We start from the raw sequence: 17,418 nt of genomic DNA on the forward strand, positions 1-17,418 counted from the left end.
CGCCTCCATGTCCGTGAACGCTGCCGATTTCAACGATCCGATCAACTTGCAGGTGATGTGGAATCGATTGATTTTCATCGCCGATCAGGCCGACATCGTGCTCGGCCGCACCGCGTTTTCGCCGATCGTGCGCGAGAACCACGACTATGTAACCGTGCTGCTCGACAGCCGCGGCCGCGCGCTGGCGCAATGCACGTGGTCGATCCCGGTGTTCATCACCTCGCTGCCGGTCGCCGCCCAAAAATACTTCCTGCCCAAATTTCCGGCCGAAACGCTCCAGGAAGGCGACGTGCTCGCCACCAACGATCCCGAGATCGGCACCGGCCATCTGCCTGACGTCACGATGATCACGCCGATCTTCAAGAACGGCAAGGTCGTGGCCTATGCCGGGTCGATCGCGCATCTGCCCGACATCGGCGGCGCGCCCTTGCACTCCGAGGCCAGCGACATCTTCGAGGAGGGCATTCGTTTCCCGATCGTGAAGCTACACAAGGCCGGTGTTCCCAATCAGGACGTGCTCGACATCATCGCGGCGTCCGTTCGCCTGCCGACCGAAGTGATGGGCGATCTCGAATCGATGGTCGCGGCCAACAATGTGATGGGCCGCGAATTGGTGAAGTTCCTCGACGAGTACAATCTCGACGGCATCGACGAACTGGCCGACGCGATCCACACCCGATCCGAAGCGCAAACCCGCCGCGCAATCCGTCAATGGCCGAACGGCACCTACAGCGCCGAGGTCCTGCTTGACGGCTACGATACCGATGTGACGCTCAAGGCCGCCGTGATCGTCCGTGACGATTCGATTCACGTGGACTACAGCGGGACATCCGAGCAGATCCTTCATTCGATCAATTGCCGCACCAACTATCGTTACGCCCATTCGGTCTATGCGCTGAAATGCCTGCTCGACCCCGATACGCCGAACAATGAGGGCTGCATCACGCCGATCACGGACGAGGCACCGCTCGGCTCGATCCTCAATCCAGAGGAATGGACGGCGGGCAATTCGCGCAATCTGATCGGACATGTGATCCCGTCGCTGATCTTCAAGGCGTTGGAAAGCGTAGTGCCGGGCAAGGTTATGGGCGACAGCGGCGGCGCGCCGATCTGGGCCGCCAATTGCGTCGGGCGACGCGACGACGGTTCGCAATATGGTTCGGTGCAGAATTTTCACGGCGGGCAGGGCGCCCGCGCCGAATTCGATGGTCTGGATACCCTGAGCTTCCCGTCCAATTGCAAGGTCACGGCGATCGAGATGTTCGAGATCGCGGTGCCCGCGCTCACTGAATGCAAAGAGCTGATTCCGGACTCCGGCGGCGCCGGCAAGAGCCGCGGCGGCCTCGGCCAGCGTGTCGTACTGCGCAATCTCGGCCGCAACCCGATGAACATCTATCTGGCGTCGGAGCGCGTGCGTCATCCCTGCTTCGGCGTCGTCGGCGGCAAGTCCGGCAGCCCCGGCAAGGTGTACCGGAACGGCGAGCCGCAGTTTCCTAAGGGCAAGGTGGTGCTGAAGACCGGCGACCGCCTGGAGGTCGAGACGCCCGGCGGCGGCGGATGGGGGGGCACGGCCGAGCGCGCGGCTGCGGCGATCGAGTTCGACCTTGCCGAAGGCTTGATCACGCCTGCCGCGGCGAGGCAGATTTACGGTTATCATCGCTCGAGTGTGGCGGCGACCGCCGCCGAATAGAGGAACCATGGGTTTGCTCGATGGAAAGGTCGCACTCGTCACCGGTGCCGGAACCGGGATCGGACGCGAGACCGCGGTGCTGCTGGCACAGGAAGGTGCAACGGTTGTCCTGACGGGGCGTCGGATCGACCCGCTGCGGGACGTTGTTGCAGTCATCGAGAAGGCAGGCGGCAAGGCCGTCGCCCACGTGATGGACGTGGCATCGCGCGAAGCGATCCTGGAGACGGTCGCCTGGGCCAAGCGCAACGTCGGCGCGATCGACATTCTCGTCAACAATGCTGGCAGCGCCAGCAAGGTGCTGAACGCCCGCTTCCTCAGCGAGGCCGAGTGGAACGCCACGGTGAACGTCAATCTCACCGGGGTCTTCAACCTGACCCAGGCCGTGCTGGAAGACATGATCGCAAGGAAAGAAGGCACGGTGATCACCGTTTCATCGCTCGCGGTCGTTAATCCGAACCTGCTCGGAGGCGCCGCCTATGGCGCGGCCAAAGCCGGCGTGAAGAATTTCATGACCTTCCTGCACAACACCTACCGGAACCAGGGCATCCGCGCGACGACCATCCTGCCCGGCGAAACCGATACTCCGATCATGGACAATCGTGCGCGGCCGCCGCTCGAAAGCGAGCGCGCCGTGATGCTCAATCCGCACGACGTCGCCCGCGCGGTGCTGCTCTGCGCCAGCCTCCAGAAGGGCGCCGTGATTCCCGAGCTGCACATCTGCCCGACTTTCATGCGCGACACCGCGGCCGACATCGAAACCGCACGCTGGGTTGGCGCGCCCGCAGGCCTGAACGACAAGCCGAAGACCTGACAGAGAAGGATCTCCCATGAACGGAGCAAAATTGCGCGAGCGCCTGGCTAAGGGCGAGGCGGTCACCATGCTCACGCCGCATCATTCCTCGTCGGGGCTGGCGGTCCGACTGGTCGAACTCGGCGCCGATGCCATCTTCGTCGATTGCGAGCACGGCACCTGGAGCTTTGAGGACGTGCGCACTACCGCGCAGGCGATCCGCGGGGCCGGCGGCGCGGCGATCGTCCGGCCGCACTCGCATGAACGGCCGCTCCTGATCCGATACCTCAACGCGGGTGCCGACGGGCTGATGGTGCCGATGATCGATACCGCCAACCAGGCGCGTGCCATCGTCGATGCCGTCCGCTATGCTTGTCCCGCCGACTACGACAAGCGGTTGGTCATCGCCATGATCGAGACGCCGCAGGCGATCGACAACATCGAAGAATTGACTGCGGTGGAGGGAATTGATGTCTTCTTCATCGGGCCCGGTGACCTCTCGCAGAACATGGGCTATCCGCCCGCGCCGCCGTTCGGTCAGCCGCGGCCGCAGGCCGTGATGGAGCGGATCGCGTTTGCGGTGAAGAATATCCGCGCCTCCGGCAAGGTCGCCGGCACGCTCGTGACTTCGGATGAATTGCCGGCCTGGCTCGAACACGGCGTGCGCTATTTCTACATCCATTCCGATCCGTTCCTGCGCGTCGGGCTAGATGGCGTGAAGAAGGTGCTCGGCCGCGCCTGAGATTCTTGCGATAGCGTCTGCTGGAAATTGGCGCGGCGCACCGCGCCTCACGCGGCGTGCGGCTGTGGCGTCTGCATAGAGAAGGGGACCTCGTGGAGCCAGGATAATTTCTCGCAAAAGCTTTCGACGCTCATCTGCCGCATGAGATGATCCCCTGCGACCTTATTCCGCGAAAAACGGAGATCGCTATCCAGGCGGGTTCATCAGCTCTAGCCACTTCGCGACCGCGTTTCGCCGGGCAAGCGACTCTTCGCCGCGCGAATGGCTTAAGCCGGTTAAACAAGAAAGCGCCAGTCTATCTCTCGGAAGACCCAGACTGTCGCTGCCTCGAGTTTCTATGGCTTTCGATTAATTGTCTGTGCTGGCAGCGCGGCCTGCTCGTCCGGTCAGATCTGGCTACGTCAGAAGCATCGATCCGGTCGCTGAATAGCCATGAAACACCCGCCGAGAACGGCTCCAGGTCGACTGCTTTCACTAATGGAAGAATTGCGGTCTTGATCACTCGCTTTTCGAGTTCAAATTGCCGGGGGTAAACCAGTGGAGCGGGAGGTATGGGGCGTACGCGATGCCGTCCCAGGGACGCTTGCGATCAGGACGTCGTCGGACCTGTGGGTCAGAATATATTGGGCTGTCCGCAGACGATCTTGCAGATCTTGCGTTCAACGGCGCTCGGATAGCCCTGGCCGGGGCTTGCTGGTACATCATGACGCAAATGGACTACATCGAGCGTGTCGCCCCCGAGAGTCGTTAGATCGTATGGACCGCCTGGCGGAGCTCTTTACCAGGGCAGGCCGGACTCCATGAGGCCTCCGCGTGAAGCGGGGGTAGCCGAAAGGCAATGGCGCCAAAGCCGATCCGGTTGATGGCCATGTCAGCGCCGATAAGGAAATCCGTCGTGATTATTAGGGCACGTGAACGACCTCCTGTGTCGGTTCGGCGACTCTGTCCTCTCAAATGTTGCATAGGATGAGATCGGGCGCCAAGTCTCAGCGTCCCTCGATGCTGTACTCGTCAAGCTGCACGCTGCCCGTTCCCATCGGCAGCGGCAGCGTCGCCGATACTAGCAGCGCGTAAGGAATGGCCGCCAGGGCGGCCAGCCGGACCTTGATCCTCTGGTTGGACGTCATGAACCTAGTCATCGTCGCGTCCGGATTGTGACCTGCAAGCGGCTTGTAGCGTACCGAGCACACCGCAACGGAGCCCTTGTACGCAGCGGATCTAACGTCCTCCGAGCCTGTATAGTAGAATTCCAGGTCGGAACGTGCCGCTCCTGTGAAGAGACGAACCGTCCGTTTGCACGTTGCCGAGCCAACATCTCCGTCACTTCGAGCCACCGGCATGATGAGGGCGCTAAGGGGATCGACGACGTTCCTCATGTGCTCTTCCAACAGGGGAATCCTCGGCCCCTCGATCTCGAATGGAGGATTGATGTCGGTGGCTTTGGCGTTGCCGGCAGCCGATGCCACGCGGATCGTGCGTGTCTCGGATCCAGCCTGGCTCAGCGAGAAGGACGATGGCAGGATTGTTCCATCCTTCAATGTTCCATCGGCCTTCAGACTCAGACGGTAAGGTCTTGCGAAGGCGGCAATGCCGCTGAGATGCGCGTTGAGACTGGCATCGTAGGTCGAGGGACCGATGTTGCTCGTCATCGTGAGCTCGCCAGCGCGGACGCCGAGATACGACAAGGAGTATTTGGCACGAATTGTCGCAGCATTCGATACCGAGACCAGGCCTATCAGGCTGGAGAGGAGCAGGAGCGCCTGCAACGCGTGCCCCCTTGCCACTCCACTGAGCCCATAGCGCACTCGCTGGCGGGCTGGAGCTCCCACGACAAAGTTCAGCGGACAGACGACGGCGAAGGCAGCCCCTCGACGGGCAGGAAAAGCGAGCTGCCCCGCTCTCATAGCGCGAGAACGACTCGGCCGGCACTGCGAAAACCTGACTCTGCGTCTGCAATCGCGGTCAGGGCCTCGCTGAACGGCTTCTGAAGACCGATCTTCGGCCGTAGCACGCCCTCCTCGGCGAGCTGAGCGATCTCGTGGAGGTGCTCGGTTCCCATCGTCGCGAAGGCAAGCTTGTAACGGCCCGACAACATCCCGCGCATGGCTCTTCGCGGAGTTGGGTTGATGTCGACGAACACGCCTCCAGGCTTGAGCATGGAAAGTCCTTCGCCCACGGGCATCGTTCCTGCCGTGTCGAAGATGGCATCGAACGTTCCGGCTTCCCGGTAGGAGGGGCTGTCAACATAGTTAAATACCGGGTCGAGACCGGCCGCTTTGGCCGCTGGCATGGCGGCTTTGCCGCATGAACCAGCGACCGCTGCACCTCGTGCCAGCGCCAACTGCGCTGCGAACGCGCCGACCGCCCCGCTACAGCCGTTGATGAAGATGCGCGACCCGCTGCGGACCTGCGCTTTGTCGATGATTGCAGCCCAGGCAGTCGTTGCTGGAATGGGAAGGCAAGCAGCCTCGCTGAACGAGAGCCGCTCCGGTTTTCTGGTCAGATATCGGCTATCGACCACGATCGATTCGGCAAACGCGCCCGCGTTCTTGAAGTCCATCGTGCCGAAGACATCGTCTCCAAAATGGACGTTCGTTACGTCCTCGCCGACCGCCTCGACGGTCCCGGCGTAGTCGGAGCCGACTCCCTTCGGAAATGCTCCGCCGATGATCAGTTTCATGGCGCCCCGACGGAGCTTCCAGTCGAGGGGATTGATGGCGACGGCCTTCACCTTGACGCGCACCTGATTGCGGTCGAGCGGCGGCGGCGTGTAGTCTCCGAAATACATCTGCTCGGGACCACCGTAGCGATCGTACTGCACTCTCTTCATGATTGCCTCTCGGCTTTGTCAGTAAACGACCGCAAGGTTCTTGATCTCGGCAGCGGCTGCAGCCATCGCTGCGGTCCGGTTCTCCGGGCTGCGTCCAAGACCCTCAGCGCGGATGACTGTCACGTCGCTGACTCCGAGAAAGGCGAGGAAGCCCTTCAGATATTTCTCCTGATGATCGAGCCCGGCGGCAGGCTGTCCTTCACTATAAAGATTGCCGCGCGACGAGGCGATGATCACGCGTTTGCCCTGTGCGAGTCCTTCGACGCCGTTGGCCGTGTAGCGGAATGTCTTTCCTGGGACGGCCACGCGATCGAGCCAGGCCTTGAGCTGCGACGGGAGAGAAAAATTGTACATCGGCGCGCCGATGACGATTACGTCGGCGTCGACAAAGTCGTCGAGGATTTGGGCGTTGCGCGCTGCGCTCTCCTTCGTAGCCGCATCCTCCGGAGCCGAGCCCCGCTGAGCCAGCAACTCCGGACCGGTAAGGTGCCCGATTGGTTCTGCGGCGAGGTCGTAGCGAATGACCTGCGTATTTGGATTGAGGGCGGTCAATCGCTCCACGATGGCGGCAGAGAGTTGTCGGCTGGCCGATTGGCCGCCAAGGATGCTGGCGTCTACATGCAGAAGTTTCATAGTCCAAGTCCTTTCATATGATCCCGCGATGCTCGTTGATCGAGAGGTGGCTTGCACGTGCTTGCGCCCGGTCGCGCGCAGCGATGCAAACCTGCTCCAGCCGGACAGGCGCGGGTCGAAAATTACAGTCTGTGCAATTCTAATTATTGCAGTGACTGCGAATTTACAAGGGGTGCGGTAAGTGGTATTTGAAATGCCATGGAAAGGGAATCATCGGCCCCGGAGGGTTGGCGTGAAAGGAAGCGTCGCGAGACGCTGCAGCGCATTGCCGAAACCGGGCTCAAGCTCTTCATCGAGAATGGATACGAGGCGACGACGCTGGAGACGATCGCGGCAGCATCCGGCATATCAGCGCGGACGTTCTTCTATTATTTCAGGTCGAAGGAAGACATTCTGCTCGCCTGGCAGCAGGGATTGCCGGATGCGGTGCGCGCCGCGATCCTTGCAGAATCGCCGAACCAGAGCCCGGTTCACCTCGTGCGTAACGCATTCTTGAAGCTGCCGGTGCAATTCAGCTCCGAACACGCCATCGCGATCGATCGCATTCTACGCTCGACCGAGCAGCTGAGGGCAAGCAATCAGGCGAAATTCGTGTCGATGGAGAAAGCGGCTTTCGAAGCTCTGTCGGTGCACTGGCCGCAAGCGCGGCGGCGCAGAGCGCTCCAGGTCGTTGCGATGGCATCTGTCGGGGCCATGCGTCTTTCCGTTGACGCATGGGCCGACGAGGGAGGTCAAAAGCCGCTGGCGAGCTTCATCAAACAGATGTTCTCTGTGTTGGAGGACGAACTCTAGTGCTCGCGAGGCGCCGGCGGTGAGTGCGCCTTACGTTGGCGGACTAGGAAGAATTGTTCTCCCTATGAAAAGAACGACGCCGCATCTTCGGCTGCTGCGCCGCAGGCGTGCCCGAAGGGGACCTAGGGCGTCGCAATCGACAAGGCCCCTTGGCGTTTAGCCGCCGATCGACCCGGTAGGCCGTCCGACCCCAGCCGTTCGATGATGGCCCGCTCGATCGGCTTCTCTGTGGTGCTAGCGAGGCTCGTCGCTGAGCACAAGCCTTCCGAACGGAGAGCGGTAACGACGAGCTTTTTGCGCCGAAGGCAGGGTTTTGAACGACGGGCATCACTTTGTGGCCCGAAGGGACCGAGTCTCGCCAAGCGTCAGTTGGCCCTTGGAGCCTTGTTTGTTGAGCGGCACAACGTCGCCTCGTAAACTTTCGCTTCATAGGACTCCAAGAGAGGTTTCCTCCTCTCGTCGAATGCTACGTAGTGTGGCATGTCAATGTGGTCTTCCAGATCCTTCAGCGTCTCCCACGTTTCGAAGACGAACATTTCGTCTGGGTTTTCCAACGAAGGATAGTGAGAGTAGGCCAGATTTCCCTTCTCCTCCCGCGTGTTTTGGACATTGTCCATCACAAACGACAACAGCTCGTCCCGCTTGCCCGGCTTCAGGACGTACTTGACGGACACTACAATGGTCATTTTGAACAATCCTAGTGGGGCGCCGCTGCATGAGGCAGGCGACTGGATATTGGGATCGTGAATTGGCGCAGTCAACCTGCCAGTGCCTGCATCCTATCGTGACGATCAACGGTGTCCTGCTCTTGTCGCACGAGAGTTGCCAGCAACGCCATTTAGCTCTTCGACTGCATTTTCCGGCAGGTCGAGTTCGGATGCGGCGAGATTCTCGCGCAGATGCGCGACAGACGAGGTACCGGGGATAAGGAGGATGTTGGGCGAGCGACCAAGCAGCCAAGCAAGCGCTACCTGCATGGGCGTTGCATCGAGGCGAGCGGCGACGTGCGTTAGGGTGGACGATTGCAGGGGAGTGAATCCGCCGAGTGGGAAGAACGGAACGTAGGCGATGCCGTCCCGCGCGAGGTTATCGATCAAGGTGTCGTCAGACCTGTGAGCCAAGTTGTACTGATTCTGCACGCAGACGATTTTGCAGATCTTGCGTCCTTCCGCGATCTGCAAAGGAGTGACGCTGCTCAGCCCTATATGCCTTATTAGACCCTGACGTTGGAGATCTGCCAAGACACTCAGTGGTGCTTCGATGGCTTCGGCCGGCGTATTCGGGTCCATCATGACGCGAAAATTGACGACATCGAGCGCGTCGAGCCCAAGATTGCGCAAGTTGTCGTGAACCGCCTCAGTGAGCTCTTCGCGCGAGAAGGCCGGATTCCATGAAGCGTCGCCGCCGCGTCGAGCGCCGACTTTGGTAACGATGACGAGGTCTTTGGGGTAGGGATGCAGCGCCTCGCGGATCAACTGATTCGTAACATGGGGGCCGTAGAAGTCGGAAGTATCGATATGATTCACGCCCAACGCGATGGCTTCGCGCAGGACAGCCAACGCCGCGGCTCGGTCTTTTGGCGGACCGAACACATGGGGACCGGCAAGTTGCATGGCGCCGTACCCAAGCCGGTTTACGAGGCGGTCTTCCAGGTTAAAGCGGGCACTGTGGTCGGCTGTTGGCATAGATCATCTCCGTAAGATCGATCTTCCGTAGGTAGATATTGCCGGGCCGGTCGATAACTAGGTACTCTCCGAACGGGTCGTTCGGAGACGCGAACAGTGAAAGTAGATCTGGGTGAACTGAGCGCCTTTGTGACCGTCGCGCGGGCTGGAGGTTTTCGGGACGGAGCTCGGTCGAGCGGGGCGAGCGCCTCAGGGCTGAGCGAAGCGGTAACCAGGTTGGAAGCGCAGCTCCGGGTCAGGTTGTTGAACCGAACGACCCGGACCGTGGTGCCCACCGAGGCGGGGCTGCGCCTCCTCGAGCGGCTCGGGCCTGCATTCGCCGAGGTGGAAGCAGCGGTCGACGTGGTCAACAACTACCGCGACAAGCCTGCAGGTACACTGCGTCTCAACGTGCCCGTTAGCGCGGCGCGTCTCGTGCTACCCACCATCGTGCCGCGCTTTCTTGCGACCTATCCCGACATTCGGCTGGAGATCATTGCGGAGGATAACTTCATCGACGTTTTAGCGGCGGGTTGCGATGCCGGCATCCGATACGACGAGCGTCTGGAGCAGGATATGGTGGCAATGCCGATCGGACCTCGCATTCAGCGCTTCGCAACCGCTGCCTCTCCGATCTATTTAGACCGTCACGGCCGGCCCAATCATCCTCGTGACCTTTTCAATCATGCTTGTCTCGGCGGTCGCTTTTCGTCCGGTGCGCTGGTGGCGCCGTGGGAGTTCGAACGGGAGGGTGAAATCGTTCGCGTAGAACCCAAGGGACCGTTGCTGGTCAGCGTGGGGACGGCGATAGATCTTGCAGTTGCCGCAGCCGTCGCCGGTACTGGCATCATCACTCTCTTCGAGGAATGGCTGCGCCCCTATCTCGCCAGTGGTCAGCTGGAACCGGTCCTTGAACCCTGGTGGCAAAGCTTTTCGGGTCCATTCCTCTACTATCCCGGCCGCCGACTTGTGCCAGCACCCTTGCGCGCATTCATTGACTTCGTAAGGGGTGAACCATCGTACCCGCCGCTTGGGACTATACCCACCGAGTAGTGCCCTCGGCAGCAACAAGATGTTCGCTGGTTGAGGGTTCAGAGCTGTGCGCGGAACCTTACGGCTATAGAGGGATAAGGCACCGGCCGTTAGGCCGTAGAGTTCCCTTGACGTCCGATAAAGCGGGGAGCGCTCCGGCGACCTCTCCCAGGGGCAGGCGCGGAAATAGCGTGCTATTTCCGCAATGCTTCGCGTTAGTAGACCACAGCCTTGGAGACTCGATTGCGGACACAAGCGATCGACCCGGCACGATCGCTCACTCGATAGCACCGCAGCAGGTTTGTATCAGGAAATGTTTATGGCGCCTGAGACATCCACCAGTTCGACCTGGCCGACGGCGTGCTGCGCTCGAATCTTCCGACAGTCATAGTGGCTTTACTTGACGCATATCAAAATCGGACATATATCAATTTCTGGCTTTGAGGCAGCGCAGGACACCCGGCACGGTTTCCTTCTGGACCGACAAGGAGCACTGATGAAACTGTACTACACACCCGGCGCCTGTTCGCTCTCGCCCCATATCGCTCTGCTGGAAGCTGGACTTCCTTATGACATGGTCAAAGTCGACCTACGCACGAAGAAGCTCGAGAACGGAGAGGACTATCTGCAGGTCAATCCGAAAGGCCAGATCCCTGCGCTACAACTCGATAGCGGCGAGGTCATCACAGAGGGTCCGGTCATCGTTCAGGTAATCGCCGACAAAGTGGGCAACGGCCTGGCTCCGGCCCGCGACAGCGCCGAGCGCTACAGGTTGCTCGAATGGCTCAACTTCATCACGACAGAGCTGCACAAGAGCTTCGGCCCGCTGTTCTCACCAGTGCTAGCCGACGACGCTAAATCCTTCTTCAGGGACCGCGTGACCGCCAAGCTAAAGTATGTCGATAGCCAGCTCGCCGGCCGCGATTTCCTGATGGGAGACCAGTTCACAGTCGCCGACGGCTATATGTTCACAATATTAGGCTGGACCGACCCTTTGAAGTTCGATCTTTCGGGCATGGCAAACCTGCTCGCTTACAAGGCCCGCATAGCTGCGCGGCCGAAGGTAAAAGAGGCCCTCATTAAGGAAGGGCTGATGAAGGCTGTATGAGGCGCGGCGCTTGGGGAGGGGACAAGTCTGGTAGTTTCCGTGTCGAGAGGTCAGTTCGTTTGGAGGGCACGGAGCTGGCTGTGGTAGGCGCTGAGGTCCGCGTAATCAAAGAAGACGCGGGAGAGGCCTCGTCCGGGTGCATTTGAAGAGAGCTTTGGCTGCCTAATATCTGCGGACGAGCGTGCCTTGTCGCGAAAGAGGCGGGGTGTGCTTTGCGAAGATCGATGCTCACATCGGAGGAGACGATGACCCTCAATAGGAACGAGTCCAAAGACGACGCCGACCGAACCTCCTCCCACGTTGATCAAGAACCAGATGTGCTTGCATCGCGCCGCGAACTTCTCAAGGCCGTTGCGGTCGGCGCCACAGCTGCCACGGTAGCTGCCCCTCTCCTGCCTTTCGGGGCGATGGCGCAGCCATACGGCGAGCAAGGCGGTGGCGACGTCTTGGCCCGCTTGCAGGGCTCTGAGCGTGTTGGCAGCCGAAGGATACTACTCAAAGGCGGAATCGTGATGTCGATGGATCGATCCGTCGGCGACTTCATGAACGCCGACGTATTGATTGAGGGAAAGACGATCAGGGCTGTCGGGCCAAACCTTTCGGTCTCCGATGCAATTGTTGTTGATGCCACGAACACAATTGTGATGCCCGGCTTTGTCAATACGCATCATCATCAATTTCAGACGAACACACGTGGGTACTTCGCCGACGCGTTCTACTTTACCTCGGGACGCCGACCGGACTACCGGCGTGCATTCATGCCTGGCGGCATCCATGAGAAGTATACTCCCGAAGACGCGTACATCGGTCAGCTCGTTGGGGGGCTCACCAACATATCCGCGGGTGTCACCACAGTGTGCGACACGTCGCAAGTGTCAATCACGCGCAAACATACTGACGCCTGCATCGATGCGTTCAAGGAATCCGGGCATCGCACTGTCTTTGTCTTTACGAGTGGACCGGGCAATGCCGCTAGTGTGGCGGACTATGCATTTCCTCAGGACATCCATCGCATAAAATCGCAATACTTCAGCTCCGAAGATCAGCTTATGACGCTTGGCTTGGGGGCGTTTCCACCCGACGTCAAAGCGGTTTTCCCGCTCGCTCGCGAAATTGGGATGCCAATTTATGTTCATGTAACCGGTCCAGCCCGAAGTGCGGCGGTTGAAGAGTTAGGAATACGCTCCGACTGCACCATCATTCACGCAATGGATCTGCCAGAGAGCGCGTGGCGGCAAATCGTAGACAACGGCGCGAAGGTATCCATCTCCTCCATTGCAGAGCCTACTGTGGCAAACGGAGTTCCGGCAATCATGGAGGTGATGAAGTATGGCATCATGGACCGGGCGAGTTTCAGCACTGACGCCGAGGCCTTTATGACTGCCGACTTCTTCTCTCAGATGCGCGGCGCATTTATGCTTCAACGACTTCTTGCGGTACAGCGCTCTGATAACGGTCAGCGTGACGTGCCGCGGCCAATTACTTGCCGTGAGGTTCTGGAGATGTCGACGATGGGAGGCGCAGTCGGTGCGAACCTGGCCCACAAGGTTGGCTCCCTGACTCCGGGTAAGGAAGCAGACATCATCATGCTACGAGTCGACATGATGAATGTTTGGCCAATCACCAACGTTCCGGGAGCGATCGTAACGTTGATGGACACCAGCAATGTGGATACGGTCTTTATCGCCGGTAAAGTGAGAAAGTGGCGAGGTAGACTAGTCGACGTCGATATGATGAAACTGCTTCGCTTGCTCGAGACCTCTCGAGACCAATTGTTTGCGCGCGCCGGCTGGAAGATTGATCCGTTCGGAACCTGCTGTGAACGCTAGAAGACGACGAAAGAGATCTGACGCTTATTCTCTGGACCGCGATGTGCCGATCATCGATCGGGCGGATCGAGGCAGCCGCTTGGCTAAGGACGCTGTTGGGCGGTTCGGTTAGAGAGAATTGAACTATCCCAATTGAGGGTCCTTTCCCGATGCTCCAAGGTCAGGTGTGGGCGCGTCTAATGCGGCGCAAATGTCATCGAGAGAAGTGCCGGGCGCGGCCAGTGCGGCAACAACACTGCAAGGAAAGATCATAAGGATCGCGGCTAGGCAGGGACCCCAGTCGCGCAGTGCCGTCAGACCAGTCACCCAAACGCCTCAGCTCGTCGAAAAGTTTGACATATCCCAAAATTGGACATATCCTTCTTTTCGAGTGGTGTGATGCAATTTTCGTGGGAAGGGCTGACTGTTTTACGTGCTCGTTAGAGCGGTCGCAGGCCTTCGAAAGTCGTTGGGGCTCTTTTCGGTTTGGAGGCCGCTAAGAGCAACTGGACCAATATCGAACTCCAAGTCGGTACCGCTTTCTTGGTAGCGAGTGAAAGTGACGTCGGCAAACGAGCCTACGACCTGTGGCCTACCTCGTCGCCCACTTGCTCGACCATGAATGTAGCGCTTGCGGATAACACTCGGACGATCGTCCTCACATTCGAAGGCGTTACTAGCGATGCTGCCCTCGTGGTCCCAGCCGCCCTTTTGCACGCCATGACTTGCATCCGGATCCTGCTGGCCGGGGCAAAGCATGAGTGGGCGCTATTATTTGGGAGAGCAGGCCGGTGATGGCCGGAACGATATAGGACAAGCGCATGAGCGGATGCCTCTGCTCGTGCGGTTCAAAGGGCTGCTTTGTCGAGGCGTTGCTCGACCCCTAGGCCAGGCTTGTTGGGAAGAGGAGTGGCACAAAACGGTCCGACTACATTCGCCCCAATCGCTCGCGGTGTTGCCGATTTATGACTCTCCCGCGGATTCAGTGGTGACGACCTAGATTGGGTTCTGAGAACCACAAGCGAGTGGGTCCTTGATATCAATTCAGTGTGTTCGCGGTCCGACCACAAATCAGGCGCGGCAAATGGAGGAAGCGTAGGGCGAGGCCGATGCATGATGCACGGCCTTGGCCCGTTCATATCGAGGGGGACAAATGCTCAACTATGAGAGACTACGGGCGGCAGCACTTTCCGTCGCCATGATTGCGTCAGCTGGTGTGGCAAACGCTGCAGACGTTCCGGTCAAGGCTAAACAGGCACCACCAGTAGACCCTCCGTTCTTCCTGGTGAACGACAATCGGCTGACGTTTTCTTGGATGCCACAAGGCACCGAACCTGGAGCTTATTCGCGGCGTCCCGACGGGTCAATCAACGGTAAGACTGCAAAGCAGGTCTATTCGTTTACACACTTCGACATTTGGGCCTATGGTACCAACTCGCTCAACATCTCTCTACTTAAGTCGGATCACAATAACCCGGCACACCCGTGCACAAACGCTGGCGTGATTCAGGCGAGCCGTGCCGATCCGGGGATCGCGGCGTCTTGCTCGGGAGCAACCGACATTACTGGTCAGTTGCGTTCGACCTTCGGGTGGAATGAACTCTTCAACACAAAGGCGTTCACCGCGGGACCCCTGAAGAATATCTCGTTCGTAGTCGGTCTGGATGGCGGCACCGAAAATAACTATTTGACTCCGGCAAGGCGTACCGTCGTCTCTGGTCTGCAATTCCAATTCGAGTTGCCCTACAAGGGCTTCTTCAACGTCTCGCCGCTGGCCTACTGGGAATTCTCCAACAATAGCGCATACGCTCAATGCGGAAGTAATTTCGCCGGTACCAGTCCGGGAGTGAACTGTCTGATCGACGGCAACAGAGTTTACGAGCCGACATGGTCGCTTGAGGCCAATTACTACATGGACCTTGGATTTCTGCCAGAAAGCATGCAGTTCTTCTCGATTAGCGGCCGTGCGGCAATTGTAGGAAAGAGAGGATATGAGACCAATCCGCTCCCGGGTCTCAGTACTGCTGTGCAGTACTTTTCCGAGCCCATCCGCCTGACTTTCGACGCGAGCAAGGCGGTTTGGGGAGCCAAGTACTCACATTTTGTCGACCTATGGGTGTCTTACCGATACTGGCAAAACAAGTTCGGAATTGACCACAGCGTGAGCAGGACCTGCAACGTTTCTCCAGGTGTGAGCAACAACACTTGCACCGAATCCACCGTCTACGCCGGCATAACGGTTAAATGGTAGATCTGAAGAAGTGGTGCGTTGAGCATCCAGCCCTTCGCGCCACTAATGATCTCGAGAGGGGGGCTTCCGATGGAAGCCCCTAAAACTTCTCCGGATGGCGCAGTGATGGGCGACGTACCTTCTGAGTGTACGCAGTACGTCTGCATATGAAGACGTTCCAGATGGTCTCACGCGATCCCGTATGCGGCTGTTCCGCATGCGCGTTTAAACAGTCACAGTACCGATGATAGCGCGGCCAGGAGCGTATTGCAGCTGATACCTTAACAATGGAGGTTGATTCCGTGTCACATAATGATCCGAGGCGTGCCGCCAGCCGCATTGATTGGCATCAAGATGTCCTCGAGGCCGCGCTTCTGCGCGGCTCGATTAGCCGTCGCAGATTTATCTCCATGTCGCTGGCCCTCGGACTTCTCTCGGCCAGCCAGATCAGCGCGCTCGCGCAGACGTTGGAGGAAATCAAAGCAAATCAGGCAGCCAGAGCTAAAACCTTGTCCGGAAGCTATGACTATGTCGTATGCGGAGCAGGCACCGCGGCGTGCGCGCTCGTCGGTAGGCTGGCCCTTGACATCAACAGGAGTATTCTTCTGATCGAGGCGGGTGGGTGGGACGACGTGCCGTCGATCCTCAATCCCAGCATCTGGTTTACCAACATTGGCACCGAGCGCGCCTGGAGCGACGTTACGCCGCCGTTCGCCGGCATCAACAACCGATCGATCCTTGAACAAACAGGTAGGGTGCTGGGTGGGGGAAGCAGCATCAATGCGGCCTGTTGGGTGCGTCCGTTCAAGGATGATTTCGAATTCTGGGCTAAGGAAGCCAAGGATGAGAGGTGGGGCTATGAGCACGCACTTGCCATATACCGCCGGGCCGAAAATTGGAGAGGGGCACCAGATGACCGATATCGCGGAAAAGATGGGCCCGTTTGGTGTCAACCTGCACAGGACCCTTCGCCAATTGCGCCGGCGATGCTTGAGGCCTGCCGGGCACTCGGTCTTCCTGTAGTAGAAGACTCCAACGGCAAGCGTGAAGAGACGGGCGAAGGATTCGGTTACTTCAATCACATTGTTCGGGACGGCCAGAGACAAAACATGGCGAAGTCCTATCTCTACCCTGTGCTGAGCCAAAAGAACGTTACTCTAATGGTCGATACCCAGGTCGATCGCCTTATAATCAAGAACGGCAAGGTAAGCGGAGTCGAGTTCGTCCGCGATGGGAATAAGCGAATCGTTGCGGCCAACCATGAAGTCATCGTTTGCGGTGGCGGCATTAACACGCCACGACTGTTGATGCTGAGTGGCATCGGTGACGAGGGGCATCTCAAATCCATCGGCATCGAGCCCGTTGTTCACAGCCCCGAAGTCGGCAAGAATTTTCAAGATCATATTCTACACCGGGGCTGTCTCTGGGAGGCACCGAAAAAGGTGGAGCTACGAAATTCTGGGGCGGAAGTATTGGGTTATCTAAAGAGCGACCCGTCTCTAAATCGTCCCGATATAAGCGTGGTCCAGGTGGAATCGCCCATCACGACAGATGTCATATCCAAGAAGTATAGCCCGCCGACAACGAGCTGGGCGCTCTGCGCGGCTGTGGTCGCCCCGAAAAGCCGTGGTCACCTTCGGTTGAAATCTAACGACCCGAAAGACCGACCAGTTGTCGAACCGAATTACTTAAGTCATCCAGAAGACGTTGCCGCGCTAATACGGAGCATCGAGGTCTGTCGCCACATTGGAAACTCGGCCGCGATGCGTCCTCATGCAGTGCGTGAGGTCGCCCCTGGCAAGGAACTCAAAGGAGAGGAACTTGCAAACTTCGCCCGCGACGGAGCCTCGACATTCTACCATGCTAGTGGCACGTGCCGCATGGGCGCAGATCCACAGGCAGTTGTCGACGCGAAGCTGCGCGTCAATGGGGTCAGCAACCTTCGCATTGCCGATAGTTCTATCATGCCGCGGATTCCTGCCGCCGCCTTGATGGCCGCATGCGTGCACATTGGCGAACGTATGGCAGAGATACTTTCGGCCCCAGCCTAGCGGAGAGAGTGACCGAGAAGTCGCGCCTAGTTCGATAGCGAATCGTCG

General features: G+C 59.0%; 14 protein-coding genes. 9 read left to right on the forward strand and 5 right to left on the reverse strand.

Translation table 11 applies throughout. The features are described from left to right. Positions 1 to 7 precede the first annotated feature (7 nt). The 3 genes from ACNJX8_RS18060 to ACNJX8_RS18070 are packed head-to-tail and all read left to right on the forward strand — an operon-like array spanning position 8 to position 3,222. On the forward strand, positions 8 to 1,690 hold the full coding sequence (locus tag ACNJX8_RS18060) for a hydantoinase B/oxoprolinase family protein (protein ID WP_439361543.1): 1,683 nt from the start codon (positions 8 to 10) through the stop codon (positions 1,688 to 1,690). Positions 1,691 to 1,697: 7 nt separating this feature from the next. Further along, entirely contained in the window at positions 1,698 to 2,501 is an 804-nt protein-coding gene (locus tag ACNJX8_RS18065) for an SDR family oxidoreductase (protein ID WP_439361544.1), read from the forward strand. Between the two features lie 16 nt (positions 2,502 to 2,517). After that, on the forward strand, positions 2,518 to 3,222 hold the full coding sequence (locus tag ACNJX8_RS18070; RefSeq protein WP_439361545.1) for an HpcH/HpaI aldolase family protein: 705 nt from the start codon (positions 2,518 to 2,520) through the stop codon (positions 3,220 to 3,222). Between the two features lie 986 nt (positions 3,223 to 4,208). On the opposite strand, the gene ACNJX8_RS18075 is transcribed toward ACNJX8_RS18070, so the two are convergent. The 3 genes from ACNJX8_RS18075 to ACNJX8_RS18085 form a co-directional block, all read right to left on the reverse strand. Next, positions 4,209 to 4,988: a DUF3108 domain-containing protein gene (locus ACNJX8_RS18075; RefSeq protein WP_439361546.1), complete on the reverse strand. Its 780-nt coding sequence runs from the start codon at positions 4,986 to 4,988 to the stop codon at positions 4,209 to 4,211. A 134-nt stretch (positions 4,989 to 5,122) separates the two neighbouring features. Beyond that, positions 5,123 to 6,052 carry an NAD(P)-dependent alcohol dehydrogenase gene (locus ACNJX8_RS18080; RefSeq protein WP_439361547.1) on the reverse strand — a complete coding sequence of 310 codons (930 nt, stop codon included), beginning with the start codon at positions 6,050 to 6,052 and terminating at the stop codon, positions 5,123 to 5,125. Positions 6,053 to 6,070: 18 nt separating this feature from the next. Further along, entirely contained in the window at positions 6,071 to 6,685 is a 615-nt protein-coding gene (locus tag ACNJX8_RS18085) for an FMN-dependent NADH-azoreductase (RefSeq protein ID WP_439361548.1), read from the reverse strand. 198 nt (positions 6,686 to 6,883) lie between these two features. Between ACNJX8_RS18085 and ACNJX8_RS18090 the strand changes: the two genes are divergently transcribed. After that, positions 6,884 to 7,477, forward strand: coding sequence for a TetR/AcrR family transcriptional regulator (locus ACNJX8_RS18090; protein WP_439361549.1), 594 nt, complete (start codon positions 6,884 to 6,886; stop codon positions 7,475 to 7,477). A 365-nt stretch (positions 7,478 to 7,842) separates the two neighbouring features. Here ACNJX8_RS18090 and ACNJX8_RS18095 read toward each other — a convergent pair whose 3' ends face one another. Both ACNJX8_RS18095 and ACNJX8_RS18100 read right to left on the reverse strand, forming a co-directional pair. Beyond that, positions 7,843 to 8,163 carry a putative quinol monooxygenase gene (locus ACNJX8_RS18095; RefSeq protein ID WP_439361550.1) on the reverse strand — a complete coding sequence of 107 codons (321 nt, stop codon included), beginning with the start codon at positions 8,161 to 8,163 and terminating at the stop codon, positions 7,843 to 7,845. A gap of 105 nt (positions 8,164 to 8,268) precedes the next feature. Further along, a complete protein-coding gene (locus ACNJX8_RS18100; protein WP_439361551.1) occupies positions 8,269 to 9,162 on the reverse strand; it encodes an aldo/keto reductase family oxidoreductase in 894 nt (297 codons plus the stop codon). A 96-nt stretch (positions 9,163 to 9,258) separates the two neighbouring features. On the opposite strand from ACNJX8_RS18100, the gene ACNJX8_RS18105 reads away from it, so the two are divergent. The 5 genes from ACNJX8_RS18105 to ACNJX8_RS18125 all read left to right on the forward strand — a co-directional run bounded on the left by ACNJX8_RS18105 (position 9,259) and on the right by ACNJX8_RS18125 (position 17,370). Beyond that, the gene (locus ACNJX8_RS18105) at positions 9,259 to 10,194 is read left to right on the forward strand and encodes a LysR substrate-binding domain-containing protein (RefSeq protein ID WP_439361552.1); all 936 of its coding nucleotides are present in this window, start codon (positions 9,259 to 9,261) and stop codon (positions 10,192 to 10,194) included. Between the two features lie 475 nt (positions 10,195 to 10,669). Then, positions 10,670 to 11,281, forward strand: a complete 612-nt coding sequence (gstA, locus tag ACNJX8_RS18110; RefSeq protein WP_439361553.1) for a glutathione transferase GstA — start codon at positions 10,670 to 10,672, stop codon at positions 11,279 to 11,281. Positions 11,282 to 11,526: 245 nt separating this feature from the next. Next, positions 11,527 to 13,110, forward strand: a complete 1,584-nt coding sequence (locus ACNJX8_RS18115; protein WP_439361554.1) for an amidohydrolase family protein — start codon at positions 11,527 to 11,529, stop codon at positions 13,108 to 13,110. 1,132 nt (positions 13,111 to 14,242) lie between these two features. Beyond that, the gene (locus ACNJX8_RS18120; RefSeq protein WP_439361555.1) at positions 14,243 to 15,340 is read left to right on the forward strand and encodes a hypothetical protein; all 1,098 of its coding nucleotides are present in this window, start codon (positions 14,243 to 14,245) and stop codon (positions 15,338 to 15,340) included. Between the two features lie 266 nt (positions 15,341 to 15,606). Then, positions 15,607 to 17,370, forward strand: a complete 1,764-nt coding sequence (locus ACNJX8_RS18125; RefSeq protein WP_439361556.1) for a GMC family oxidoreductase — start codon at positions 15,607 to 15,609, stop codon at positions 17,368 to 17,370. The last annotated feature ends 48 nt before the right edge of the window (positions 17,371 to 17,418 follow it).

The organism is Bradyrhizobium sp. SPXBL-04, assembly GCF_051853035.1.
In the GTDB taxonomy this organism is placed as follows: domain Bacteria; phylum Pseudomonadota; class Alphaproteobacteria; order Rhizobiales; family Xanthobacteraceae; genus Bradyrhizobium; species Bradyrhizobium zhanjiangense.